The sequence below is a fragment of the Victivallis sp. Marseille-Q1083 genome, from assembly GCF_903645315.1.
Lineage (GTDB): Bacteria > Verrucomicrobiota > Lentisphaeria > Victivallales > Victivallaceae > UMGS1518.
On the sequence record NZ_CAHJXL010000001.1, the window covers coordinates 1,881,511 to 1,905,125 of the forward strand.

Sequence of the window (23,615 nt, forward strand, 5' to 3'; positions counted from 1 at the left end):
TCCCGATCGCAATTTGCATTCAAAGGAAAAAACGGTAAGTTATGGGACGCTTGAGGGCGGTTAGCTCAGTTGGCTAGAGCACCTGGTTTACACCCAGGTGGTCGGGGGTTCGAGTCCCTCACCGCCCACCAATCTTTTTAATTTTCTCGATGATATTGAAAGAGCCCGATCGGTTTTGCCTAGCCGATCGGGCTCTTTTTTGTACGCCCGGCATGGGTGATAACTTGACGGTGAAAGTCCGTTACAGACTTGGCAGTAGGAACTGTTAGCTTAAGGCAAGGGTGTCCACCGCGAGGTGGAATCTGAAGGAAGTCGGCGGCAAATTCCCGGCCTGACGAACAGAAAGTACATATAAGGCATTTGCAAGGCGGACGAGCTTGCACAACAAAGCGAAGTCCAATACTGCCCGAACCTTGTGGTGTAGATGTACCAGGCGCCTGGGATGAAAGTTATCGCTCTTATCCGGGGAGATCTCAACGGTATGAATGAAGCCGTGAATGCATGGTAATTTCAACCCGTACAGTGATGTGCGGCTGAACGTTGAGAAGTCAGCAGAGGCCATAGTACCGTGTTTTTTTTTTTTTTTTACGGGAAGGGCCGAACAGTAGTCGATCTTTCGCAAGTGAAAGGTGCAGCATGTGTAGAGAGCAGAAAATCCGGAAACGGAACTGCCCGGGGATGGATAGGCTGGAAGCCGAAGAGAATCCGGGAGTGCGGAGCATGCTTACGCGGGAAACTGAAGCGAAAGACGGTGCTGATTTGTTTGAACGCATCCTTGAGCGTAACAACCTCAACCGTGCGTACAAGCAAGTCAAGAGAATCGGCGGAGCGCCGGGCGTGGACGGAATGACCGTTGACGACCTGTTGGCGTATCTGTGCGAACACAAGGAAAGTTTCCTTGAAAATCTCCGAACCGAAACGTATCGCCCGCAACCGGTGCGCCGGGTTGAAATCCCGAAACCGGACGGGGGGATACGGATGCTTGGTGTTCCAGCGGGCATGGATCGGATGATTCAACAGGCAATAGCGCAGGTCCTCGGCCCGATATTCGAGGAGGAATTTTCAGAAAACAGCTACGGTTTCCGACCGGGGCGTAGCGCTCATCAGGCCATCCGGCAAGCACGGAAATACTACAATCAAGGCTATCGGCGGGTTGTCGATCTTGACTTGAGCAAGTATTTCGACACCATGAACCATGAGCTGTTGATGGAAATGTTGCGGGCCAAAATCTCTGATCAACGAGTTTTGTGCCTGATTAAACGCTACTTGAAGAGCGGAGTCATGATCAATGGCGTGGTGACGCGAACGGAAGAAGGCAGTCCACAGGGCGGCAATCTTTCGCCATTGCTGAGCAACATCTACCTGACCGCTTTCGACCGGGAATTGGAACGCCGTGGACACAAGTTCGTACGATATGCGGACGATGTCAACATCTACGTCAGAAGTCAACGCGCCGCCGAACGCGTACTTGCGAGCAGCAGACGGTTTCTTGAAGCGAAATTGAAACTCAAAGTAAACGAATCCAAAAGTAAAGCGGGAAGTCCGCTGAAGCTGAAGTTTCTCGGCTTCGCACTGCGAAGTACGACGAAAGGACAGGCCGGAATTCGAATACACGAGAAGTCTATAGACCGCTTCAAAGCCAAGGTTCGCGAGCTGACCCGAAGGAATCAGGGAAATTCGGTGGAATATATGCTGTACAAACTTCGGCAATATACCGTCGGATGGCTCGGATACTATGCGATTGCGGACATGAAGATGTTTATGCAAAACATGAATGAATGGATTCAACGGAAAATTCGGACGTATGTTTGGAAACAGTGGAAACGAGTACGGACACGATTTACGCGACTGCAATCGTTGGGTATTTCCGAGGGAAAAGCGTGGGAATGGGCGAATACGAGGAAAGGCTACTGGCATATTGCCCGTAGTTGGATTTTACATCGTGTATTGCCGTCTCAACGCATTGCCGAAATAGGGTATGACGATATCCTACTTCGGTACAAAGCGTTGCACTCAAGCTGCTGAACCGCCGTATGCCGAACGGCACGTACGGTGGTGTGAGAGGACGCCCGGCCAACTAATGACCGGGCTCCTACTCGATTCTATTCCAAATTTTTTCAGTCGCGGTTGCCGCCGAATACGCCGGCCCGCAACAGATAATATAGCAGAATCAGCAGCGACGACACCGCCGAGGCCACGTAGGTCAGAAATGCCGCATTCAATACCTGACCGGCCTGCGCCGCTTCCCGCGGCGACACCGCGCCGGAAGCGACCATCAGTTTCTTGGCCCGTTTGCTGGCATCGTATTCGACCGGCAGAGTGACCAGCGCGAACAGCACCGCCGCACTGAAAAGAATCGCGCCGACCAGGACCAGCGACTGTGCCTGAAACAGAAAGCCCATCAAAATCACTATATAGGAGAGCGGCGAAGCGAAGTTCACCATCGGAACCAGTGCGCTGCGCCAGACCAGCGGGCTGTAATGTTGGGCATGCTGCAGCGCATGACCGGCTTCATGGCAGGCTACGCCGATCGCCGCCAAGCTGCTGCTGCGGTAAACATCCGGCGACAGGCGCAGCGTATGGCTGGACGGATCGTAATGATCGCTCAGGAAACCCTGGGTCATCTCGATTCGAACGTTGTCGACGCCGCCCTGATGCAGCAGGTGAGCCGCCGCCTGAGCGCCGGTCATCCCGCCGGCGGCCGGCACGCTGGAATAACGGCTGAAGGTCGATTTGGTATAAAGCGAAGCCAGCAACGCCAGGACAAATCCCGGCAGGGCGAACAACAAGTACATCGGATCAAAATAAAGCATCGGTCACTTTCCCTGTAAAAATTTTTAAGGGTTGACACCGGAAAAGTCGGAATTGTTCCCGGCATTTCCGGAAATCCCGGTACATTTCAATTGGTATTCACTCGTCTGGGGCGGCGAACCGGCGGCGGAATTCCCGCGGCGTCATTTTTTTGCGTTTGATGAATTGGCGGTTGAAGTTGGCCAGATTGTGAAATCCCGACTCGAAACAAAACTCCGAAACCAACCGGTCGGAATGCAGCAGCAGATTGGCCGCTTTGGCGATCTTAAGGCCGATCACGTAATCGATGAAGCTCCGGCCGGTCGCCCGCCTGAAACAGCGGCTGAATGCTTCCGGACTCAAACCGGCGGCGGCGGCGACCGCGGTCAGTGCCGGCTGCCGGTTCCGTTTCAATTCCCGCTGGATGACGCCAAACGCCCGGTTGAGCCGGGCGCCGCCGTCGCTGTCCAGCTCGTTCCGGCACGGTGCGGCAATCTTCCGGTACGGTGACAGGGCCAGGCAATGAAGCAATTCCAGCAGCCGCGCCAGCCGCAACGCGCCGGAACACTCCGGCAATTCGTTCAGCCACGGCCGGACCGTTTCCACCGTCGGCCCGTCGAAAGCCAACCCGCAATCGGCGTCGCTCAGCATTCGCCGGACCGCGGCCAACTCCGGCAGTTGAAACAATGCCGGACCGGCGAAATCCTCCCGGAACTGCACGACCCGCAGCCTGGCCCAATCGGCGGAACACGATTCGGTCGGCGAATTGAAAAAGTGGTGCGGCACCATCGAACCGATCAGGTTGAGTTCGCCGGCATTGAATTCCGAAATATCGTCGTTGAGGAAACGGGTGCCGAAACTCGATTCGATGAAGGTCAGCTCATATTCCGGATGGACGTGAAATTCGCAGTCGATCACCGCCCCCTGCATCGTGAAGGCGGCGAATGACTGATCCGGCGGTGATATGATTTTCTCGTATAACAGTTTCATTTTTCTTCTTATTTTGTCAAAAAAGTATCACTTTTTGCCAAAAAAGCAATAGAAAATCCGCCGGCTTTCAGATAAATTATTTACCATTGCTGAAAAAATTCACCGAAAGGAATCAGGATGAGAGCGTTATCGAAAATTGCGCCGGGATGGTGGGATTATACCACGCTTGACCAGGCCATTCTGGATGAGGCGGCCAGGATTACCGTCGATGACTTGAAAAAGCTGGAACGTCCCGGCTTCAAAATCAATCTTTACGACACTTTGCAGGAATTTTATTGTGCCGAAGCGTTGGAATACATTACCGCCTGGCAGCAGGCGACGGCCCAACATCCCTGCGGCATTTGCGGCCCGATTGGCCCGACCGAACAACTGCCGCTGGTGGCGCAGATGGTCAACGACCTGGAACTCGATTTGAAACATGCCCATTTCTGGGGCATGGACGAGTGGCTGGTCGACGGCCGGGCGGCTGATGAACGTTTCCCGCTCAGTTTCGTCCGGGCGGATCTGGAATTGTGCTTCAACCGCATCCGGCCGGAATTGCGGATGCCGCGGGAAAATATGCATTTCCCGTCCGAACACCCGCAGGAATACATCGAATCGTACCGGACGGCCCATTGCCTGATCATGCAGGGCGGCCAGGGCGAGACCAAGCACTGGGCGTTCAACGATCCGGTCCGGCGCGAAGGCCGTTATCAGGAAGAACCGCCCACGCCGGCCGAATACCGGCAATTGTCGACCCGCATCGTCGAGCTCCATCCGATCACGCTGATCCAGAACGCCCGGACCTCCGGCGGCGGCACGGTGCAGAACGTTCCTTCGCAGGCGATTACCGTCGGTCCGGCGGAGACCTGGTTGTGCGACCGGGTTTCGATCTGGCACCCGGGACACCATGACAATCCGTTCGGCATGCGGCTGACCACGCTGATGATCTCCCGGCGCCTCGCCGACAGCGCGGTGCCGATGTCGCTGCTGGCCGACCATCCGGACGTTGTTTTCAACTTTTACCGCCCCGGCTTCGGGGTCTGCGACGTGGAGATGCACTGAGATGAAACGGGCTCTGGCCGTCGCCGCTCATCCGGACGACATCGAATTCATGATGGCCGGGACGCTGCTATTGCTGCGTGACGCCGGTTATGAAATTCACTATATGAATATCGCCGACGGTTCGCTGGGCAGCAACGTTTACGACGCCGCCGAACTGGCCGAACGGCGCCGGGCGGAAGCGATGCGATCCGCCGCGCTGATTCATGCGGTTTATCACCCGAGCATCTGCCGGGACATGGAAATCTATGTCAATCATGAGACATTGGCGCAACTGGTGCCGGTCATCCGGGAGATCGCTCCGGAAATTCTGCTGACCCACGGGCCGTACGATTACATGGAAGACCATATCAACGCCGGCCGGCTGGCGGTTTCCGCCGCTTTTGCCCGGGGAATGCGCAATTTTCGCTGTACGCCTCCCGGCGCCGTCGACAACGAAGTGGCGATTTATCATTCCCTGCCGCTGAGTTTGAAGGACCAGCTCAACCGGCCGGTGCTGCCGGAGCTGTTCGTCGATATTTCCGGGGTGATCGCCGTCAAGCGGGCGATGCTCGCCTGTCATCAGACGCAAAAGGAGTGGCTGGACGCCAGCCAGGGATTGAACGCCTATCTGGATGACATGGAGGGACGCTGCCGCCGGGTCGGCGCTCTTTCCGGCGTTTTCCCGCTGGCCGAAGGGTGGCTGCGCCACAATCCGATCGGGTTCTGTGCCGAAAATTTCGATCCGTTGCGGCAGGCGCTGGGTGAAAAAATAACATAAAATCAGGCGATGATCGACCGAACGACCGGCGCCGCGGATTGAAAGAATTCGAATTCCGGTTTACTGTAGCCGGGTTGTTGTGCCGGAAACGTCACCGGCCGACATGAAACAGGAGTATCCAAATGTCATTGATCAGTTTGAAAGAAATGCTGCAGGACGCGCGGCAGCAGGGCTATGCCGTGCCGATGTTCGATGTTTCCAATGCGACGATGATCCGGGCGGCGGTCGAGACTGCCGAAGAGGAAAATTCGCCGGTCATCCTGGCGGCGATTGAACCGGATTTGATCGGTTCGATGATCCATTACTGGAGCGAGGCGGCCCGGCTGGCGGCCTTCCGCGCCAAAGTGCCGGTCGCCATCATGCTCGATCATGCCGCCAGTGTCGAATTGACCGAGCGCTGTGCCGATGCCGGTTTCTCCGGTGTGATGATCGATGCGTCCAACCGGAGTTTTGAAGAGAATGCCGCCATCACCCGAACGGTTTCCGAACGCATGCACCGGCGCGGCGTCAGTGTCGAAGCGGAGCTCGGCCACGTCGGCGATGCCTCGGCGGCAACCGGGGAAGGCGCTTTGACCGGCAGCCGGCATGCCCAATCGGTCTATACGGATCCGGACAAAGTGGCGGAATTCATCGAGCGCAGCGGTTGCGACGCGCTGGCGGTATCGATCGGCACCGCCCACGGAGTTTATGCCAAAGCGCCGACGCTGCGAATCGACCTGTTGAAAGAGATCAATGCCGTTTCGGCGGTGCCGCTGGTACTGCACGGCGGATCCGGCACGCCGGAGGAGCAGCTCCGCGCCGCCATCGCCGCCGGGATAGCCAAGATCAACATCTGTTCGGAAGTCATGCAGGCCTGGCACCAGACGATGCTGGAGGTCCTGCAGGCGGCGCCGAGCCTGTCGTTCTGGGATGCCACCGCCTGCGTTGCGCCGGAACGGGCCATCCGCGCCGTAATGTGCGCCAAAATCCGCCTGTTCGGTTCTTCCCGAGCTTGAATCAACTGGAGAAAGTCATCATGCGCAAAGGAATTATCGCCGCCGGCAACTGGATCATCGACCAGGTCAAAACGATCGACCGCTGGCCGAAGGAGGGGGAATTGTGCAATATTCTCTCCGTCGAGCAGAGCGGCGGCGGCGGGCCGTGCAACGTATTGTTCGACCTGGCGGCGCTGACCGACCGGATTCCGCTGTACGCCGCCGGTGCGCTTGGCGACGACGACAACGGCCTCTGGCTGCAGCACGAGTGCGACCGCCGGAAAATTGACCGGCGTTATTTGCAATGCCGGCCGGGCCAGGTGACTTCGTTCACCGATGTGATGTCCGGCGACGGCCGCCGCACCTTTTTTCACTGTTGCGGCGCCAATGCCGGGCTCGGCTATCCGGAACTGGCCGCCATCGAAGTGGAAGCCGGCATTTTTTATCTCGGTTACTTGCTGCTGCTGGCCAAACTGGATGGCAGTGATCCGGATTACGGCACGCCGGCGGCGCGGCTGCTGGACGATTTCCGGCGGCGCGGCTGCCTGACGGTCGTCGACTTCGTTTCGGAGGCGCCGGAAAAATTCCGCCGGGTCGTCAACGCGGCGCTGCCCCATATCGACGTCCTGGTCGTCAATGAATTGGAAGCCGGCAATACCTTCGGCGTTGCGGTCCGCGATGCCGACAACGGGTTGATTCCCGGCGCGCTGCGCGCCGTCGCCCGGCGTTTTCTGGCCGCCGGGGTTCGGCAGGGTGTCGTGATTCATATGCCGGAGGGTGCCGTCGTCCTGACTGCCGACGGTGATTTCCTCTGCCGGCCGTCCTGTGATGTGCCGCGCCGGGAGATCGTCGGCACCAACGGCGCCGGAGACGCATTCTGTGCAGGCATCCTTTACGGGCTTCACGAGGGATTGTGCTGGGAGGAGACCTTGCGGCTCGCCTCGGCCTCCGCCGCGTTCAATTTGAAACATGCGACCGCCAACGGCGGCGCGGTTGAATTGGCCGTATTGCAGCGTTACCTGCAGGATTGCCGTTGGAGCCCGGCGTTTCCCGCCTGATATGTTTCCGCCTGGAAAAGCAGCGCGACGGTGTCGATCTGCCTGGCCGCCGGCCTTGAAATACGGAAAAAGGCGTTGCTGGATAAGACCTTGCCGGCCGTGACGACAGAAGAGGGGCTTGTCGAATTTCTGCAGCGGGGCGCTCTGTCGGACGATTGTCACCGGGGTGTAATCGGAAAAGATTGATTTCGAAGTGAATGGTGATATTGTATTTCAGTTGTTCATTTTTTCCGGAAATATTCCATTCTCGAAAAAATGCTTTCCATTGTGTGGCGAATTGTCTTGCGCAGGATTGACCTTTCGCCATGACAATCAAGAATCATCGGCATAGGAGGAAGCGGCATGAATTGCAAAGGGATACTGTTGGCCGGTCTGCTGGTTTTGGGAATGGGGTTCTGGGCCGGGCGCCTGGCGGGCCGGGAAGTGACGGCATCGGAGCGAAAGATATTGGCGGCGAAAGAGGCGTGGCGGGTGTCGAGTTATCCGATCGGCTTCTGGAACTATCTGAATCTGGCCAATCCGGTGCACGCCGCCCATCAGTTGGAAGCCGATGTCGAACAATGGCATGATGCCGGCTTTACGCTGACCTTCGGCCCGTCGTTCGATCCGGCCGATGAGGAACAGCTTGCCCGGATGCACCGGCTGCTCGACTGGGCGCAGCAGCGCGGTATCAAACTGATCCTGGTCGACCCGCGCGGCGGAGCGATTGCCGACGGCGAAACGGAAGAAGCTTATCTGGCGGGTTTCCGCAAGGCGGTCGACGAGTTCGGCCGCCATCCAGCGGCATTCGGATTTCATATCGGCGACGAGCCGGACGCGGCGGCCAACGGCCGGTTTCTGTGGACGAGCCGGAAACAGCGTGAACTGGCGCCTGACCTGGTGCCGTTCATCAATCTGCTGCCGTGGTGGGAAGGGGCCGAACAGCGGGTCGGCACCGATAGCTGGCCGGAATATCTCGATCGGGTGGTCCTCGAAGGTGATGCCAGGCTGCTCTGCTACGATCATTATGCGCAACTGGTCGATGCCGGCGGGGTGGAGGGCTATTTCCGGAATCTGAAACTCTATCGCGATGCGGCGATGCGCCATGAAATCCCGTTCTGGAACACGCTGGGCAGCGTCGGCCACTGGCTGTATCGCGAACCGGATTACAATGATATGCGCTGGCAGTTCAACACCACCGTCTGTTCCGGCGCCGGCGGCGTGTTGTGGTTTTTCTACTATATGCGGGAACCGCATGAGAATTACCGGCTGTCGCCGGTGGACGAGTTCTGGGAGCCGACCCGGGGATATTATGACATTCGCCGGGTTCACCGGATGTTCCATCAGCTCTATGGCGATTTGTTCAACCGGCTGGTTTCGACCAAAGTGATGTTCTATCCGGAAGGGCGCGGCGGCTTCGACGCCTTCCAGCCGGATCATCTGGTCAAAAGCGTCCGGTTCGGCCCGGCCGACAAAGCCGGCGATCTGCCCAATTCGCTGATGATCGGCGAATTTGTCGATGCAGCCGGTACGGAATATCTGATGCTGGTCAACAATTCGCCGTTCAACGACGTGAAGATAAGCGTCGAATTGGCCAATCCCGATGAGGTGGAATTTTTCCGCCGCGACTGGTATCATGCCGGCGGCGAAAATTTGCTCGACCGCTGGGTGAGCGACGATGGCAATCAGATGCTGGAACAGTTTCTGGCGCCGGGGCAGGAGATCGTCCTGCGGGCGGCGCCGAAGGGCGAACGCTGAAACCATACTGTCGCTGAAATCCGGAATGAAACGGCGCGGGGGACATCTGTCCCCCCGCGCCGTTTTGCTGTTCTGCCGCCGGCGAAGGACGGCGGAGGAATAATTGACGGATTGCGGAAAGCCACTCTTGAAATTGAAAGCAGAAGAACTATGTTTATTTTATTTAACCCGATTCTGTTTCAACCTATAATCACAAGAGAAAATTGGCGAGAATGAATAAAAGCAGCGATTTGAAGAATTTGTTCTGGAACAGCCCGGAGTGGCTGGGATTCCGCCGTCTGGCGCCGCGCGCGACGTTTTTCCATTTCGACAACGCCGTGGAAGCGCGGCGGTATGTCAAGGACGCTTCGCCGTGGGTGAAGGATTTGAACGGAACCTGGAAATTCCGGTATCTGGAAAATCCGGACGTCGCGCCGGAAACCTTTGCCGCCGCCGGTTTGCCGGAACAGGATTGGGCTGACATCGAAGTGCCCGGCTGCTGGGTGATGCAGGGATACGATTATCCGCACTATACCAATGTCACGATGCCGTTTCCGCAGTTGCCGCCGGAGACGCCGGACCGGAATCCGACCGGCATTTACCGCCGCACTTTTACGCTGGATCATCAGTGGAACACCCGCCAGACGCTGCTTCATTTCGACGGCGTCGAAGGGATTTTTCTGGTCTACGTCAACGGCATGGCGCTCGGCGGCTCCAAAGAGGCGCGCACCGCGGCGGAATTCGATATTTCCGAATATGTCCATGCCGGTGAAAACCAGTTGACCGTCATGGTGATCAAGTGGAGTGACTCGACCTTTCTCGAGGATCAGGACCACTGGTATTTGCCGGGGCTGTCCCGCAGCGTCTTCCTGGTCAGCCGGCCGCTGACCCATATCGCCGACGTTTTTGCCGTCGCCGAGCCGACGGCTGATTTGACCGGCGGGCGTTTGCAGTTGGAGTTGATTGCCGGTTTTCCGATCAAGCTGGCGGAGGGCTGGCATTTCCGGGTGGCGTTGTACGATGCCGCCGGCCGCCAGGTGCTGCCGGAGACGTTGAGCGAAGAACTCGGTACGCTCGATCCGGCGCGGATGCCGGAGCAGCAGTTGACCGCCGATCCCGGCCGGATGATCGCCGTGATGACGCTGACGGTGCCGAAGATTAAACTCTGGAGCGCCGAGTCGCCCGATTTGTATACGCTGACGGTGGAGTTGCTGGACGGCAAACGGCAGAGCTATGATGCGACGGCGGTCCGGGTCGGCTTCCGCAGCGTCAGGATCGCCCACCGGCAGATGTTGATCAACGGCCAGCCGGTGCGGATCAACGGCGTCAACCGCCACGATCACGACGACGGGCGCGGCAAGGCGCTGACGGTGGAACGGGTGCGGCAGGATTTGCTGCTGATGAAGCAGTTCAATATCAACGCGATCCGCACTTCCCACTATCCGAATATGCCGGAATTCTACGATCTCTGCGACGAATACGGTTTTTATGTCATCGATGAAACCAACCTGGAAACTCACGCCTTCTACGGGGATTTGTGCCGCAATCCGCAATGGACGACGGCCTTTGTCGACCGGGCGGTGCGGATGGTCGAACGCGACAAGAACCATGCCTGCATCTATGCCTGGTCGCTGGGCAACGAGTCCGGCTATGGCGCCAATCACGCGGCGATGGCCGGTTATATCCGTTTCCGCGACCCGTCGCGGGCCGTTCACTATGAAGGGGCGATCTGCCACGCGTTCTATGCCAGGCGCGCCAACTTCAACCGGCAGCTCAGCGATTTCATCTGTCCGATGTATCCGGCAATCGAATTGATTTGCGATTGGGCGGAGCGGATGGTCGAAGATGACCGGCCGGTGATCATGTGCGAATATTCGCATGCGATGGGAAACAGCAACGGCAGTTTGAAAGATTATTTCGCCGCTTTCGACCGATACCAGTCGCTGCAGGGCGGTTTCATCTGGGAATGGGTCGATCACGGCATCCTGCAGCACGATGAGAACGGCAAAGCCTATTGGGCTTACGGCGGCGATTTCGGCGACAAGCCGAACGACGCGAATTTCTGCACCGACGGGCTGATCTGGCCGGACCGGACGCCGCATCCGGCGCTGTATGAATTTAAAAAACTGGCGCAGCCGGTGGAAATCGAACTGCTGTCGGCGGCCGGCAGCCGGTTCAAGATCGTCAACCGCCAGTATTTCAACACGCTGGACGCTTATTCGCTCCATTATGAATTGATGGCCAACGGCGAAACGGTCGCCGCCGGCGAGCTTAAGATGCCGGCGGTGGCGCCACGCAGTTCGGGCACGTTCAACATTATTTTCCCGGCCGGCGCGCTCGATTACAACGGTGAATATGTCATCCGCTTCAGCGTCCGGCTCAAAAAGGAGGCCTGCTGGGCGGCAGCCGGTTACGAAGTGGCGTTCAGCGCCATCGAGCTGCCGTATTGGAACAGTGCGAAAATTTCCTCGATCGGCGACGGCTGGGAGCTCGGCGTCGGTGTTGCGCAGCACGGCAAGACCGAGGTCGGTTATGACGATGACGGCATTCAGGCGCTGGCCTTCGACGGCAGGCCGCTGCTGCTGCGCGGACCGTATCCGCACTTCTTCCGGGCCGCCACCGACAACGACGGTTTGAAATTGATGCTGGAAGGCAACCACCGCACATTGAACCGCTGGCTCGAAAAAGGATTCGACCGGTTCGCGGTATATGCCGAGTCGTTTGCCTTCGATCCGGAAGCTAGGCTGCTCGAGCACCGGCAGGTACTGCAGCCGGGCGGAGCCGACTTGGCGCCGGTCAAATTCGAACAGCGCTGCCATTTCCTGCCCGGCGGCGTGCTGGAATTCGATTGTTCTTTCACCGTTTCCAAGGATTGCGCCGACCTGCCCCGGATCGGCGTCCGGCTGGAATTGCCGCCGGAGATGACCGAAGTGGAATATTTCGGGCTCGGGCCTTATGAAAATTATATCGACCGCGACTGCGGCGCCTGGCTCGGCCGTTTCGCTTCGACGGTCGACGAAATGTTCGTGCCCTATGTGATGCCGCAGGAAAATGGCAACCGGACCCAGGTTCGCTATGCGTTCTTTCAGGCGCCGGCGCAGCCGGGGCTGCTGGTGGTGGCGCCGGAACTGATGGAATTTTCCTTTACCCGCTATACGTCGGAAGAACTCTATGCGGCGAAACATACCTGTGATTTGAAAGGCGGCGACCGGCTGTTCGTCAATCTGGATTGCCGGCAGCGCGGCATCGGAACCGGCAGTTGCGGGCCGGATACGCTGGAGGCTTACCGGATCGGGCCGGGCATCTATCGGTTCCGATTCCTGGTGACCGTCTGCCCGGCGGCCCAGGCGGCGGCGTTGGCGTTGCTGCTCAAACGTCAATATTTTTAAGCGATCAAGGCGGTTTTCGGCTGAGCTGAAAGCCGCCTGCCGCTTTTCAGCCGCCCGGAGTGTGGTTTGAAAAGAAAATATGATTCGGAAAACCGAACAATCTGGCTTGCTTAAATGTTGTTTCGGGAGTATATTATAGGAATATTTGGTTCGATTCAATCAATGATAGTCAGTGCGCTTCGCCGTTCCGGTCGGGTGGCGCGAAGAAGGAGGACATGATGGCCGAAGAATTACAGGGATTGCTGGAAAAAATTCAACAGGACGGTCTGCAGAAAGCCGATGCCGAGAAAAAGCGGATCATCGCCGAGGCGGAAAAAGCGGCGAAGGCCCTGATTGCCAAAGCGCAGAAAGAAGCCGAAGAGATCAAGCGTTCCGCCGAGGAAACCAGCGCGCAACTGGCGAAACGGGCGGAAAGCGCCGTCCGGCAGGCGGCGCGCGATGTCGTCCTGAAGCTGTCCGGCGAATTGAAGGCGCGGCTGGATGTCGTGCTGCGCGACAATGTGGCGGCGGCGATGACGCCGGAATTCATGGCCGGCATCATCGGCGATCTGGTCAAAACGTTCTGCACCGATCCGAAAAAGGCGCTGACCGACGATTTGACGGTGATGGTGCCGCCGGCGCAGTTGAAGGCGCTGGAAGGAGCGTTGAAGAGTTCGCTGGTCGATTCCTTTCACCAGACCCCGCAACTGTTCGCCGACAGCAATCTGGGCGGCGGGTTGAAGATCAGTTTCAGCGGCAAAGACTTGTATTATGATTTTTCCGATACCGCCCTGGCGGAGATCATCTGTTCGTACATCGGTCCGCGCCTGGCGGCGATCGTCAACGCCGGCAATTGAAGCGATGGAGCGTGACGGATGAGAAGTTACTATTATCTGTCGGCTTCATTGCCGATCCTGGCATTCGGCACCGCGCCGCCGCTGTCTGAAACGGAATTTCTGGCCCGTTGCCGGGAACAGTTGACGGATGACGACTTCCGGGTATTGCAGGCATGTTCGCTGCTGCCGGATGATGCCGAATTGCCGTCCGGCAGCGCCGCCGCCCGTTTCCGCAGTTGGGAAACCTGTTTGCGCAACCTGCTGGCCGGCAAACGGACCGTTCCCGGCGGCGAGGCCGGCAGTTATTGGCGCCATGAGGATGATTTTTTCAGTGAGATTGCGCCGGGCGTCCAGGAAGCGCTGGCGGTCGGCAATGTGCTGGAACGCGAGAAGGCGCTCGATCAGTTGCGGTTTCGGGCGCTGGATTGGCTGGAAGCGGGCCATCTGTTCGATCTCGACCACCTTTGTATCTATAAACTCAAACTTGCGCTGCTGGCCAAGTATCAGCCGTTCGATCCCGAACGCGGCGCCGCCAACCTGGACGCGATCATCGCCGAGGTGGCCCGGCGTTCCGGACGCGCCGAGGCGCCGGAGCAACCAATGCAGGAGAACACAATATGAGCAATACCGGCAAAATTGTCGGGGTCAACGGCAATTTGATCACCGCGGAATTCGCCGACCGTGTCCGGCAGAATGAAGTGGCTTATGCCGTCGTTGGCGACATTCGTTTGAAATGTGAAGTCATCCGCGTCCGCGGCAACCGCGCCGATTTGCAGGTGTACGAGAGCACCAACGGACTGAAAGTCGGTGACGAAGTCGAATTTACCGACGAGTTGTTGAGCGTCGAACTCGGACCGGGATTGTTGAAGCAGGTTTATGACGGCCTGCAGAATCCGTTGAATCTGCTGGCGGAGAAATCCGGTTTTTTCCTGCAGCGCGGCGTTTATCTGCCGGCGCTGGATTACGAGGCCGACTGGGATTTCACGCCGCTGGCGCTGCCGGGCGACAAGGTGAAGGCCGGCGACCGGCTCGGCGTCGTGCCGGAAGGCATTTTCAAGCACTACATCATGCTGCCGTTCGCCTGGAGCGGCGAATGGGAAGTCGTTTCAGTCCAGCCGGCCGACCTTTATCGCATCGGCGATACCATTGCGGTGGTGCGCAACGCCAAGGGCGAGGAGCGCAAGGTGACGATGGTGCAGAACTGGCCGGTCAAGGTGCCGATCAAAGCCTACGTCGAAAAAATGCTGCCGACGGACACGTTGATTACCCAGCAGCGCATCATCGACACCTTTTTCCCGGTGGCGGTCGGCGGCACCTTCTGTACGCCGGGACCGTTCGGGGCCGGCAAGACGGTGCTGCAGCATGCGTTGAGCCAGTATGCCGAAGCGGATATCGTCATCATCGCCGCCTGCGGCGAACGCGCCGGTGAAGTGGTGGAAATCCTCCGCGAATTTCCGCACCTGGAAGACCCGCGGACTGGCAAGACGCTGATCGACCGTTCGATTATCATCTGCAACACCAGCAGCATGCCGGTCGCCGCCCGCGAAGCGTCGGTTTACACGGCGGTGACGCTGGCGGAATATTACCGGCAGATGGGGTTGAACTGCCTGCTGCTGGCCGACTCGACATCGCGCTGGGCGCAGGCGTTGCGTGAAATGTCCGGCCGGCTGGAGGAAATCCCGGGCGAAGAGGCTTTTCCGGCCTATCTGGAAAGTTTGATCGCCAGTTTCTACGAGCGGGCCGGCCTGGTCAGATTGCCGGACGGCGGAACCGGTTCGGTGACGATCGGCGGCGCGGTCAGCCCGGCCGGCGGCAACTTCGAGGAACCGGTGACCCAGGCGACTTTGAAAGTGGTCGGCGCTTTCCTCGGGTTGTCGCGCGAGCGTTCCGATGCGCGCCGCTTCCCGGCGATCCATCCGCTGGACAGTTGGAGTCATTACCACAGTGTGGTCGACGCCGATGACCTGGCGCTGGCCCGGCAGGTGCTGCGGCGCGGCAACGAGGTCAACCAGATGATGAAAGTGGTCGGCGAGGAGGGAACCCATATCGACGATTTCCTGCTTTACTTGAAGAGCGAGTTTCTCGATTACGTTTATCTACAGCAGAACACCTTCGACAAGGTGGACGGCGCTTCCGACGTCGAGCGGCAGCGCTATGTGTTCGCCAAGGTGGTTGCCGTGCTGCGGAGCGGATTCGACCAGACCGACAAAGATGCGATGCGCCGCTATTTCCTGGAGTTGCGGCAGAAATTCATCGACTGGAACTATCTGGCGTTCGGCGCCGACGATTTCAAGAAGCAGGAAGCGGAGATCGACGCGAAAATCAAGGAGCACTCCAAAGATGCGTAAAATTTACCATAAGATCATTCAGATCCAGGGCAACGTCATCACCGTCGAGGCCGAAGACGTCGCCTACAACGAGCTGGCCGAAGTGTCCAGCCGGCTGGGCACTTCGCTGGCCCAGGTCATCCGGCTGCAGGACAACAAAGTGTATTTGCAGGTATTTGCCGGCAGCCGGGGCATCAGCACCGGCGACCAGGTCCGTTTCCTCGGCCGGGAAATGCAGGTGTCGAGCTCGGAAGACCTGCTCGGCCGGATTTTCGACGGCCGCGGCGAACCGCGCGACAACCGGCCGGCGATCGATGCCGACATGGTGCCGATCGGCGGGCCGTCGGTCAACCCGGCCAAGCGGATCATCCCGCGCAATATGATCCGGACCGGCATTCCGATGATCGACGTGTTCAACACGCTGGTCGAATCCCAGAAACTGCCGATTTTCTCAATCGCCGGCGAGCCGTACAACCAGTTGCTGGCCCGGATCGCGCTGCAGGCGGAGGTCGATGTCATCATCCTCGGCGGCATGGGATTGAAATATGACGATTATCTGTATCTGCGCAACACGCTGGATGAACACGGCGCGCTGTCGCGTTCGGTGCTGTTCGTCCACACCGCCAGCGATCCGACGGTGGAATGTCTGATGGTGCCGGATATGGCGCTGGCGGTGGCCGAGCGCTATGCACTGGAAGGCAAGCGGGTGCTGGTGCTGCTGACCGATATGACCAACTTCGCCGACGCGTTGAAGGAAATCGCCATCACGATGGAACAGATTCCGGCCAACCGCGGTTATCCCGGCGATTTGTACAGCCAGTTGGCGTCGCGTTATGAGAAAGCTGTCGACTTCGACGGCGCCGGTTCGATCACCATTCTGGCGGTGACGACGATGCCGGGCGACGACGTCACCCACCCGGTGCCGGACAATACCGGTTACATCACCGAGGGACAGTTTTATCTGCGGCAGGGGCGCATTGAGCCGTTCGGTTCGTTGAGCCGTCTGAAGCAGCAGGTCAACTCCAAGACGCGCGCCGACCATCGGGCGATCATGGATACGATGATCCGTTTTTATTCGGATTACCGCGAGACGATGGAGAAGCAGTCGATGGGCTTCCAGATGAGCAACTGGGATAAAAAGCTGCTGAAATACGGCAGGCTCTTCGAAAGCCGGATGATGGATCTGTCGGTCAACATTCCGCTGGAAGAGGCGCTGGATCTCGGCTGGCAGACGCTGGCGGAGTGTTTCGACCCGACCGAATGCGGCATCAAGTCCGACTTGGTCAAGGAATTCTGGCCGAAATCGCATTGAACAGGATGCGGCAAACGATAGGGCTGACGAATTATGGCTAAGATAAAGTTGACAAAAACCGAATTGAAAGCGCAGCAGGACGACCTGAAGCGTTATCAGCGGTTTCTGCCCACTTTGCAGTTGAAGAAACAGCAATTGCTGCTGGAAATGCGCTCGAGCGCGGTCCGGTTGCGCGAAAATGAGGACGAGGAAGCCGCATTGCGCAAACAGTTGGCCGGCTGGGTGGCGATATTCGGCGACGAACGGTTGCTGGAAACGGTGCCGTCGCTGCTGTCGATCGTCGAGATCGACAAGGGCACCGCCAACATCGCCGGCGTGACGGTGCCGGTGTTCCGCAAAGTGGAGTTTGAAACGAAGCCTTATGACCTCTTTGCCGCCGATTTTTATCTGGACGCAGTGCTGGAGGCGGTGCGGCAGGTGATTTCGGTGCAGGAGGCGCATCGGGTGCTCGAAGAGCAGTACCGGTTGCTGGCGGCGGAGTTGGCGACGACGACGCAGCGGGTCAATCTGTTTGAAAAAGTGAAGATTCCGGAATGTAAGGAAAATATCCGGAAAATTCGCATTTATATGGGCGATCAGGATACGGCCGCGGTGGCCCGGTCCAAGATCGCCAAACGAAAATCACAGGAGACGGCGGCATGATTGTACCGATGAAAAAAATCTCGCTGCTCTGTTTGAAAAATGAGCAAGGTGCGACGCTGGAGGCGATCAGTTCGCTCGGTGTCATGCACGTCATTGCCGAAAAAGTCGCCGATTCGACCGACCGGCAGGCGGTGGCGGCGCGCCTGGCGCAGTTGGAGCGGGTCATCGATTTCCTGAAGAATGCTCTGCCGCCGGAAGCGGCGCCGCCGGCGACGGATTCCCGCGACGGCGAGCAGATTTTTCTGGAAGCCTGGGAATTGATCGGCCGGCGCGACGGACTGGAAAAAGAGCTGGAAAATGGCCGGCGGCAGGGCGTGCAGTTGTTCCCGTGGGGTGATTTCTCGCCGGAGTTGCTGGCTGGGCTGGCGGAACGAAATATTTTTGTCCGGCTTTTCGAGTGTTCGCCTCGGGAATTCGAGACATTTACGGCACCGGAAGGCGTCGTCGTCAAGGAGATCAGCCGGACCAAATCGACCGTCCATCTGGCGCTGGTCGGCGATGCGCCGTTTGAGACGGCCCTGACGCCGGCGCAACTGCCGGACAAAGTCAGCTTGAGCAGCCTGGCCAGGCGGGAAAGTGAAATCGTCGGCGAACTGACGGAAATCAATTCCCGGCTGGAGACGCTGGGCGCCGAATTGCCGAAGCTGCGGTGTTGGCAGCAGCAGTTGACCGAACAGGCGCAGTTGTTCAAAGCGCGCGACGGAATGACCGCTTTCGACGAGATCATCATGTTGCGCGGCTTCGTCCCGGCGCCGGAGGTGCCGAACCTGCAACAGGCCGCTTTGAAAGAGGGCTGGGCGCTGTTGATCGAGGATCCGGCGGCGGATGAACAGGTGCCGACGCTGATCAAACTGCCGAAGGCGTTGAAGCTGGTGCAGCCGTTGTTCCAGTTCCTCGGCATTTCGCCGGGTTACCGGGAAGTGGACGCCAGCGCCGCGGTGCTGGTATTCTTCACGATCTACTTCGGCATCATCGTCGGCGACGCCGGTTACGGGCTGATCTTTCTGACCGCGACGCTGGCGGCGTTCTTCAAACTGCGGCACAACCCGAAGGCCAAACAGCCGTTGCGGCTCGGTTTCACCTGCAGCATTGCGACGATTGTCTGGGGGTGTCTCAGCGGCAACTTTTTCGGTACAGCGCTGATTCCGGGCATCAAATGGCTGACGGATGAAGCGGTGAAAAATGCCAATATGCAGGTATTTTGCTTCCTGCTGGCGGTCATTCAGATGTCGCTCGGCCATATCTGGCAGGCGCTGGTCTGCGGCAAATGGCGGAAGGTGATCGGCAATCTCGGCTGGATGCTGGTGCTGTGGGGCAACTGCATTCTGGCGATCCGGATGGTCGCCTATCCCGGCGATTTTCCGCATTTCATGTACTACTGTTATGGGGCGGGCGCGGCCATGGTGCTGTTCGGCGCGGTCAACTGGCGCGATATCGGCGAGGTGTTCAACATCCCGTTTTCGTTCATCAACAGTTTCGTCGACGTGCTCAGCTATATCCGGTTGTTCGCCGTCGGCATGGCCGGATATTACATCGCCTGGAGTTTCAATCTGATGGGGACTCAGGTCGGCAACCTGTTTCCGGGTGCGCTGGCGTTCGGCATCCTGATCATGCTGTTCGGGCATCTGCTGAATTTGTCGCTCTGCCTGATGAGCGTGCTGGTCCACGGCGTCCGGCTCAATACGCTGGAATTCGCCAACCACATCGGGCTGAGCTGGTCCGGATTTGAATTCAATCCATTGAAAAAAATAACCAATACTACTACTGAAGGAGAAGACAATCATGGAAATGAGTGAAGCATTGATGCAGGCGTTGTGCAATGGCGGCCGTTTCGCGGCGGTCGGCTTGGCGGCGATTGGTTCGGCGCTGGGAACCGGCACTGCCGGTCAGGCGGCGGTCGGGGCGATGAAAAAATGTTATGCCCAGAACAAGCCGGCTTCCTTTCTGTTGGTGGCCCTGGCCGGTTTCCCGTTGTCGCAGACGCTGTATGGCCTGGTGATGATGCTGCTGTTAACCAAGGATGCCGCCAGTTGGCCGCAGGCGCTGCTGATCGGTATTCTCGGCGGCGCCGGCATGGGTGTTTCGGCCTGGTACCAGGGGAAAGCGGCGGCGGCGGCCTGTGATTCGCTGGGTGAGACCGGCAAAGGATTTGCCAACTACGTCATCATCCTCGGTATCATCGAAACGGTGGCGATCTTTACGCTGGTGTTCGCGCTGCTGGTTTAAGGCCGCGTCGGATTCCCGATCCTGTTTCCCTCTGACGGTTTGACCGCCAGGGGGATTTTTTATGTTATCCCCTGTTGTTGCAACTTTCCTTTTCCGAGAATGGGTGTTGCCGCTCGTCGGAGGGCAAGGCAAAAGTTGCAGAAGACACGTCAGATGTGCTACGGTAAAGAGGTTGGATTCGGCAGCCAGCCGATGAAAATCGCAGAGTTTTTCGATCTTTGAGAGATCGTATAAAAGATGGAGAGATGCTTCCGCTACCGTGCTTTGCCTTTAGACCGTACAGCTTATCCAGGCACCAAAAACGAATAAGCAAAATGGGTCATGGCAAGCCACTCTGCTAATGTACAACAGAAACAGGAGGATGCAAGCATAGCAGGAACGAAAGCAGGTATTTGGGCTGGATTCGATGTCGGCAAGGTAAGTTTTTCTGCTGTGCTGGATATACTTACGAAAAACGAGAGAGCAAAGATTGCCACGCTTCCGTACCGTGATTTCAAACGCACACTGGAAGATGTCGAGCAATTCTTTCAGTGGGCAAAGAAAACCATTCTCGGTCACGATTTTCGAATCGTAATGGAAACCACCGGCTGTTATTCGCAGCATTTGACCGACTGGATCAATCAACTTCATCCGGAAGTCGGCGTTACGATTGAAAACGCCAGAAATATTCATACATTTATCCAAAGTTTGAATCTGCTGCACAATACCGACAAGCTTGATGCACGAGCCATAGCCCGATTCGGTACGGAACGCCGGCCCAAACCTACGAATCGTCCCTCGAAAACGATTTTGACCATCTGCGAACTTTCCCGCGAAAGAACCGCCCTGCTCAAAGCTCGGGTCGACTTGCAGAATCGCCGCGATACGCTGACTTCTCCGATCGTTCGCAAAATCAATGCTCAAACGTTGGCGACTCTGACCATTCAGATTGAAAAAATCGACAAGGCAATCAAAGCCTGCGTAGTTCAAGATGAAGAGTTGCTTGCCGAAGTCCATATCATGACGACCATGCCGGGCGTGAGTTTTATTTCCGCGTACAAGCATACTCGCTGAAATCGGCTCGCTGAAACAGTATTCGGCGAAGGAACTTTCCTCCTTATCCGGCTTGGCGCCTCGAATTGTGGAATCCGGCTCAAGCGTTCATTCCTCATTATTTGAGCCGATGATCTCAGGACTACTTCGGCAGATCCTCTACTTGGATTCGGTTCCCGGAGTTTCCAAATTCCGGTTCTTCAGGAATTTCGTCAGCACTTGATCGCCAAAGGCAAGAAAAAAATGACCGCCCGGTGTGCTTGCATGCGGAAAATGCTTTTAATGCTCCGTTTCATGGTTGTCCATAAAACACTCTTCGATGAAGATTTTTTGAAAAATTCATCGAAGGGTGCTTGACTTTAGATACACTATCTTTTATGCTAGTTTGGCTGATTGGCAAAAGAAGGATACCGCTGTTGTTACAATCCATTAAGGATAATTATGTCAATTTATATTCTTTAATTTCATATTATTACGAGAGAGTTATGAAAAATTATTTAAAGTTGGTAGTTGTCTTTTTGTATGGATATTGTAGCTTATTACTGCTTCATGCAACAGAGCAGAATGCTTTAGACTTCTGGCAGAAAAAATTGATTGATCGAGTCGATGAACAAGAGAAATACAGTATAATTGCGGATTCAAAAGAAAAAGAAAGATGTTATTATGAGTTGTTTGAAAAAATAGAAGTAGACCTGAGAAAGTATCAACCATCAGAAGGTGTTATATTATATACCAAATATTTTCAACATCTAAGCTGCTATGAAGGAATTGTCAATAAGCTTGAAGATTATATGAAGAAATTGCGTAATAAGCAGAATAAAGATGTTGTCGATTATGTCATATTGATTTATTGTTTGCAAGGTCTAGATGATGAAGCTAATCTTCCTGAGCATGCAGATGAAATTTTGACATATTATGAGTACATTGTTTCCTCTGATTCAAATTGGAAAGATTGGGCTTTTTTATATAGATTATTATATTATAAAAATTTGTTAAAAATTGATCAACATATTATTGTAAAAGGAATAGCGGAAGAAATTATTTTTACGCCCAATGCTGCTGTTTTGGAATATGAATATAATATAACGAGAGTATTTGATAGCTTTTTGAAAGATTACAAAGATAGTTATATAAAATATGATGTGGTTGCCTTGCGTTTTTCAAAAAACTTTCATGCATTATTTCATCATATTCAATTAATACAAAATAATTTGTTGTTTTTTTATAATTTGAATATCGATCAAGATGATCTTGATCTGGTCAAGCAAAAATTGGCATTGAATTTTGATTATTGGAATGAAGTGAGAAAAAAATATTCTAGCAATATGGAAAAAATATATTTATATGGGGCTTTGTATGATGCATTATCAAATGGAGGAGGAAAGCAAATTAAAGAAATCGTGGATAAATTAAAAGATTTCATCGATTAGTTCCTGTATTAGTTCAGAGGAATATAAAAACATGACAAAGATGTTATTTGCGATTTTATTTTTAGCATTTTTAATTGGAAATCTTGCAAAATGTGAAGAAATATTTAATTTAAATCACTGGGAAAATGAATTGATAAAAAATGTTAATAAACAATTTGATATCAATTGTGTTATTGATGAAAAAAAGAGAGAAGAATTTTATAGTAAATTATTTATACAGGTACGAAATGAGATTGGAAACTCAGAACCTTCAAGTGGAATTTTTCTTTATACTGTTTATTTTAAATACTTATGTCGCTGTCCAGAAATATACAATAAATTGCAAAATGAGAGAAAAAAAATTGAATTGCTTCCCAATAAAAATATTTTATTGATCTGTTATTTAGAGGGCGAGGATGAGTTATTAGGTGAGAAAAATAATAGCCAGGAAATTCTAGCTCTGTATGATGCGATTATTACATCTGGATCAAGATGGAAAGATTGGGCGGAATTTAGTCGATTGGTATATCTGAAAACCATTTTAACATCCTCCAAAGATATAAATTCAATTTTTATTGAACGCAAAGATGGTGGGTTTGCCTTTGTTCCGGAACAAGACAAAATTGAAGAATATGAATATAATATTACATTAAATTTATCTCACGAATTGATATCAAAGAAAAGTTATATGAATTATGAGATAATTACTTTTCAATTTATAGAAGCTCAAAGAGTGATCGCTTGTCATATTAAATCTTTACAAGCTGATATAGAGGATTTAGCTGATTTTGGTATTACTCAGGATGAGATTGTTTTACTAAATAATTCTTTGCTGATGGCTCCAGAATATCAGGATTTTTTGTCTGAAGGTCCTCGCTGGTTAAAAAAAATGTATTGGTATATGAATATATACCGGGCTTTTCAAGAGGATAAATGTATTGAATTAATACAGAGTATTACCAAAACTTTGGATTCGCAAAATATTATGGAATTACCTTTAGATTCGTTGAATTAGGACGGCGAAAACTAAATTAATTAAGTCATTGGAAAAGTTGTCAATATTGAGGTCAGATATTAAATGATTTTTCATTGTCGACTATTTATATTATGCGACTGGGAGTTCCTGCTATTACT

Annotated in this window: 20 protein-coding genes and 1 tRNA gene; 19 read left to right on the plus strand and 2 right to left on the minus strand. The window is 55.0% G+C overall.

The window, feature by feature from the left end; all coding sequences use genetic code 11:
• Nucleotides 1-54: 54 nt before the first annotated feature.
• Both HWX74_RS07580 and ltrA read left to right on the plus strand, forming a co-directional pair.
• Nucleotides 55-131, plus strand: a tRNA-Val gene (locus tag HWX74_RS07580).
• 547 nt (nt 132-678) lie between these two features.
• Nucleotides 679-2,025: a group II intron reverse transcriptase/maturase gene (ltrA, locus tag HWX74_RS07585; RefSeq protein WP_217704886.1), complete on the plus strand. Its 1,347-nt coding sequence runs from the start codon at nt 679-681 to the stop codon at nt 2,023-2,025.
• Nucleotides 2,026-2,117: 92 nt separating this feature from the next.
• Here the strand turns inward: ltrA and HWX74_RS07590 are convergent, their stop codons facing one another.
• Together HWX74_RS07590 and HWX74_RS07595 are read right to left on the minus strand one after the other, a co-directional pair.
• Complete coding sequence (locus HWX74_RS07590; protein WP_176012969.1) at nt 2,118-2,813, minus strand: zinc metallopeptidase; 696 nt, start codon at nt 2,811-2,813, stop codon at nt 2,118-2,120.
• A gap of 97 nt (nt 2,814-2,910) precedes the next feature.
• The gene (locus HWX74_RS07595; RefSeq protein ID WP_176012970.1) at nt 2,911-3,780 is read right to left on the minus strand and encodes an AraC family transcriptional regulator; all 870 of its coding nucleotides are present in this window, start codon (nt 3,778-3,780) and stop codon (nt 2,911-2,913) included.
• A 117-nt stretch (nt 3,781-3,897) separates the two neighbouring features.
• Between HWX74_RS07595 and HWX74_RS07600 the strand changes: the two genes are divergently transcribed.
• The 17 genes from HWX74_RS07600 to HWX74_RS07680 all read left to right on the plus strand — a co-directional run bounded on the left by HWX74_RS07600 (nt 3,898) and on the right by HWX74_RS07680 (nt 23,496).
• On the plus strand, nt 3,898-4,824 hold the full coding sequence (locus HWX74_RS07600) for a glucosamine-6-phosphate isomerase (RefSeq protein WP_176012971.1): 927 nt from the start codon (nt 3,898-3,900) through the stop codon (nt 4,822-4,824).
• 1 nt (nt 4,825) lies between these two features.
• Nucleotides 4,826-5,581 carry a PIG-L deacetylase family protein gene (locus HWX74_RS07605; RefSeq protein WP_176012972.1) on the plus strand — a complete coding sequence of 252 codons (756 nt, stop codon included), beginning with the start codon at nt 4,826-4,828 and terminating at the stop codon, nt 5,579-5,581.
• A 122-nt stretch (nt 5,582-5,703) separates the two neighbouring features.
• A complete protein-coding gene (locus HWX74_RS07610; protein ID WP_176012973.1) occupies nt 5,704-6,576 on the plus strand; it encodes a class II fructose-bisphosphate aldolase in 873 nt (290 codons plus the stop codon).
• Nucleotides 6,577-6,596: 20 nt separating this feature from the next.
• Nucleotides 6,597-7,613, plus strand: a complete 1,017-nt coding sequence (locus tag HWX74_RS07615) for a carbohydrate kinase family protein (protein WP_176012974.1) — start codon at nt 6,597-6,599, stop codon at nt 7,611-7,613.
• Between the two features lie 342 nt (nt 7,614-7,955).
• Entirely contained in the window at nt 7,956-9,350 is a 1,395-nt protein-coding gene (locus HWX74_RS07620; RefSeq protein ID WP_176012975.1) for a hypothetical protein, read from the plus strand.
• Nucleotides 9,351-9,562: 212 nt separating this feature from the next.
• Complete coding sequence (locus HWX74_RS07625) at nt 9,563-12,718, plus strand: glycoside hydrolase family 2 TIM barrel-domain containing protein (protein WP_176012976.1); 3,156 nt, start codon at nt 9,563-9,565, stop codon at nt 12,716-12,718.
• Nucleotides 12,719-12,936: 218 nt separating this feature from the next.
• A complete protein-coding gene (locus HWX74_RS07630) occupies nt 12,937-13,554 on the plus strand; it encodes a hypothetical protein (protein WP_176012977.1) in 618 nt (205 codons plus the stop codon).
• 18 nt (nt 13,555-13,572) lie between these two features.
• Nucleotides 13,573-14,154 (plus strand): DUF2764 family protein, encoded by a 582-nt coding sequence (locus tag HWX74_RS07635; RefSeq protein ID WP_176012978.1) that lies wholly within the window; start codon nt 13,573-13,575, stop codon nt 14,152-14,154.
• Complete coding sequence (locus HWX74_RS07640; protein WP_176012979.1) at nt 14,151-15,881, plus strand: V-type ATP synthase subunit A; 1,731 nt, start codon at nt 14,151-14,153, stop codon at nt 15,879-15,881. The genes HWX74_RS07635 and HWX74_RS07640 overlap by 4 nt, the downstream gene beginning before the upstream one ends.
• On the plus strand, nt 15,874-17,172 hold the full coding sequence (locus HWX74_RS07645) for a V-type ATP synthase subunit B (RefSeq protein WP_176012980.1): 1,299 nt from the start codon (nt 15,874-15,876) through the stop codon (nt 17,170-17,172). Before HWX74_RS07640 ends, HWX74_RS07645 begins: the two co-directional genes overlap by 8 nt.
• 33 nt (nt 17,173-17,205) lie before the next feature.
• Nucleotides 17,206-17,814: a V-type ATP synthase subunit D gene (locus tag HWX74_RS07650; RefSeq protein WP_176012981.1), complete on the plus strand. Its 609-nt coding sequence runs from the start codon at nt 17,206-17,208 to the stop codon at nt 17,812-17,814.
• Entirely contained in the window at nt 17,811-19,610 is a 1,800-nt protein-coding gene (locus tag HWX74_RS07655) for a V-type ATP synthase subunit I (protein ID WP_176012982.1), read from the plus strand. The genes HWX74_RS07650 and HWX74_RS07655 overlap by 4 nt, the downstream gene beginning before the upstream one ends.
• Complete coding sequence (locus HWX74_RS07660) at nt 19,603-20,040, plus strand: V-type ATP synthase subunit K (protein WP_176014558.1); 438 nt, start codon at nt 19,603-19,605, stop codon at nt 20,038-20,040. Before HWX74_RS07655 ends, HWX74_RS07660 begins: the two co-directional genes overlap by 8 nt.
• 321 nt (nt 20,041-20,361) lie before the next feature.
• The gene (locus tag HWX74_RS07665) at nt 20,362-21,093 is read left to right on the plus strand and encodes a transposase (protein WP_176012983.1); all 732 of its coding nucleotides are present in this window, start codon (nt 20,362-20,364) and stop codon (nt 21,091-21,093) included.
• Nucleotides 21,094-21,103: 10 nt separating this feature from the next.
• Complete coding sequence (locus HWX74_RS20650; protein ID WP_368506819.1) at nt 21,104-21,295, plus strand: hypothetical protein; 192 nt, start codon at nt 21,104-21,106, stop codon at nt 21,293-21,295.
• Nucleotides 21,296-21,557: 262 nt separating this feature from the next.
• On the plus strand, nt 21,558-22,502 hold the full coding sequence (locus HWX74_RS07675) for a hypothetical protein (protein ID WP_176012984.1): 945 nt from the start codon (nt 21,558-21,560) through the stop codon (nt 22,500-22,502).
• Nucleotides 22,503-22,533: 31 nt separating this feature from the next.
• Nucleotides 22,534-23,496 carry a hypothetical protein gene (locus tag HWX74_RS07680; RefSeq protein WP_176012985.1) on the plus strand — a complete coding sequence of 321 codons (963 nt, stop codon included), beginning with the start codon at nt 22,534-22,536 and terminating at the stop codon, nt 23,494-23,496.
• Nucleotides 23,497-23,615 lie beyond the last annotated feature (119 nt).

Coding starts and splice junctions, on each gene's coding strand:
- ltrA (WP_217704886.1), top strand. CDS start 679: ATGGATAGGCTGGAAGCCGAAGAGAATCCGGGAGTGCGGAGCATGCTT.
- HWX74_RS07590 (WP_176012969.1), bottom strand. CDS start 2,813: ATGCTTTATTTTGATCCGATGTACTTGTTGTTCGCCCTGCCGGGATTT.
- HWX74_RS07595 (WP_176012970.1), bottom strand. CDS start 3,780: ATGAAACTGTTATACGAGAAAATCATATCACCGCCGGATCAGTCATTC.
- HWX74_RS07600 (WP_176012971.1), top strand. CDS start 3,898: ATGAGAGCGTTATCGAAAATTGCGCCGGGATGGTGGGATTATACCACG.
- HWX74_RS07605 (WP_176012972.1), top strand. CDS start 4,826: ATGAAACGGGCTCTGGCCGTCGCCGCTCATCCGGACGACATCGAATTC.
- HWX74_RS07610 (WP_176012973.1), top strand. CDS start 5,704: ATGTCATTGATCAGTTTGAAAGAAATGCTGCAGGACGCGCGGCAGCAG.
- HWX74_RS07615 (WP_176012974.1), top strand. CDS start 6,597: ATGCGCAAAGGAATTATCGCCGCCGGCAACTGGATCATCGACCAGGTC.
- HWX74_RS07620 (WP_176012975.1), top strand. CDS start 7,956: ATGAATTGCAAAGGGATACTGTTGGCCGGTCTGCTGGTTTTGGGAATG.
- HWX74_RS07625 (WP_176012976.1), top strand. CDS start 9,563: ATGAATAAAAGCAGCGATTTGAAGAATTTGTTCTGGAACAGCCCGGAG.
- HWX74_RS07630 (WP_176012977.1), top strand. CDS start 12,937: ATGGCCGAAGAATTACAGGGATTGCTGGAAAAAATTCAACAGGACGGT.
- HWX74_RS07635 (WP_176012978.1), top strand. CDS start 13,573: ATGAGAAGTTACTATTATCTGTCGGCTTCATTGCCGATCCTGGCATTC.
- HWX74_RS07640 (WP_176012979.1), top strand. CDS start 14,151: ATGAGCAATACCGGCAAAATTGTCGGGGTCAACGGCAATTTGATCACC.
- HWX74_RS07645 (WP_176012980.1), top strand. CDS start 15,874: ATGCGTAAAATTTACCATAAGATCATTCAGATCCAGGGCAACGTCATC.
- HWX74_RS07650 (WP_176012981.1), top strand. CDS start 17,206: ATGGCTAAGATAAAGTTGACAAAAACCGAATTGAAAGCGCAGCAGGAC.
- HWX74_RS07655 (WP_176012982.1), top strand. CDS start 17,811: ATGATTGTACCGATGAAAAAAATCTCGCTGCTCTGTTTGAAAAATGAG.
- HWX74_RS07660 (WP_176014558.1), top strand. CDS start 19,603: ATGAGTGAAGCATTGATGCAGGCGTTGTGCAATGGCGGCCGTTTCGCG.
- HWX74_RS07665 (WP_176012983.1), top strand. CDS start 20,362: ATGGCAAGCCACTCTGCTAATGTACAACAGAAACAGGAGGATGCAAGC.
- HWX74_RS07675 (WP_176012984.1), top strand. CDS start 21,558: ATGAAAAATTATTTAAAGTTGGTAGTTGTCTTTTTGTATGGATATTGT.
- HWX74_RS07680 (WP_176012985.1), top strand. CDS start 22,534: ATGACAAAGATGTTATTTGCGATTTTATTTTTAGCATTTTTAATTGGA.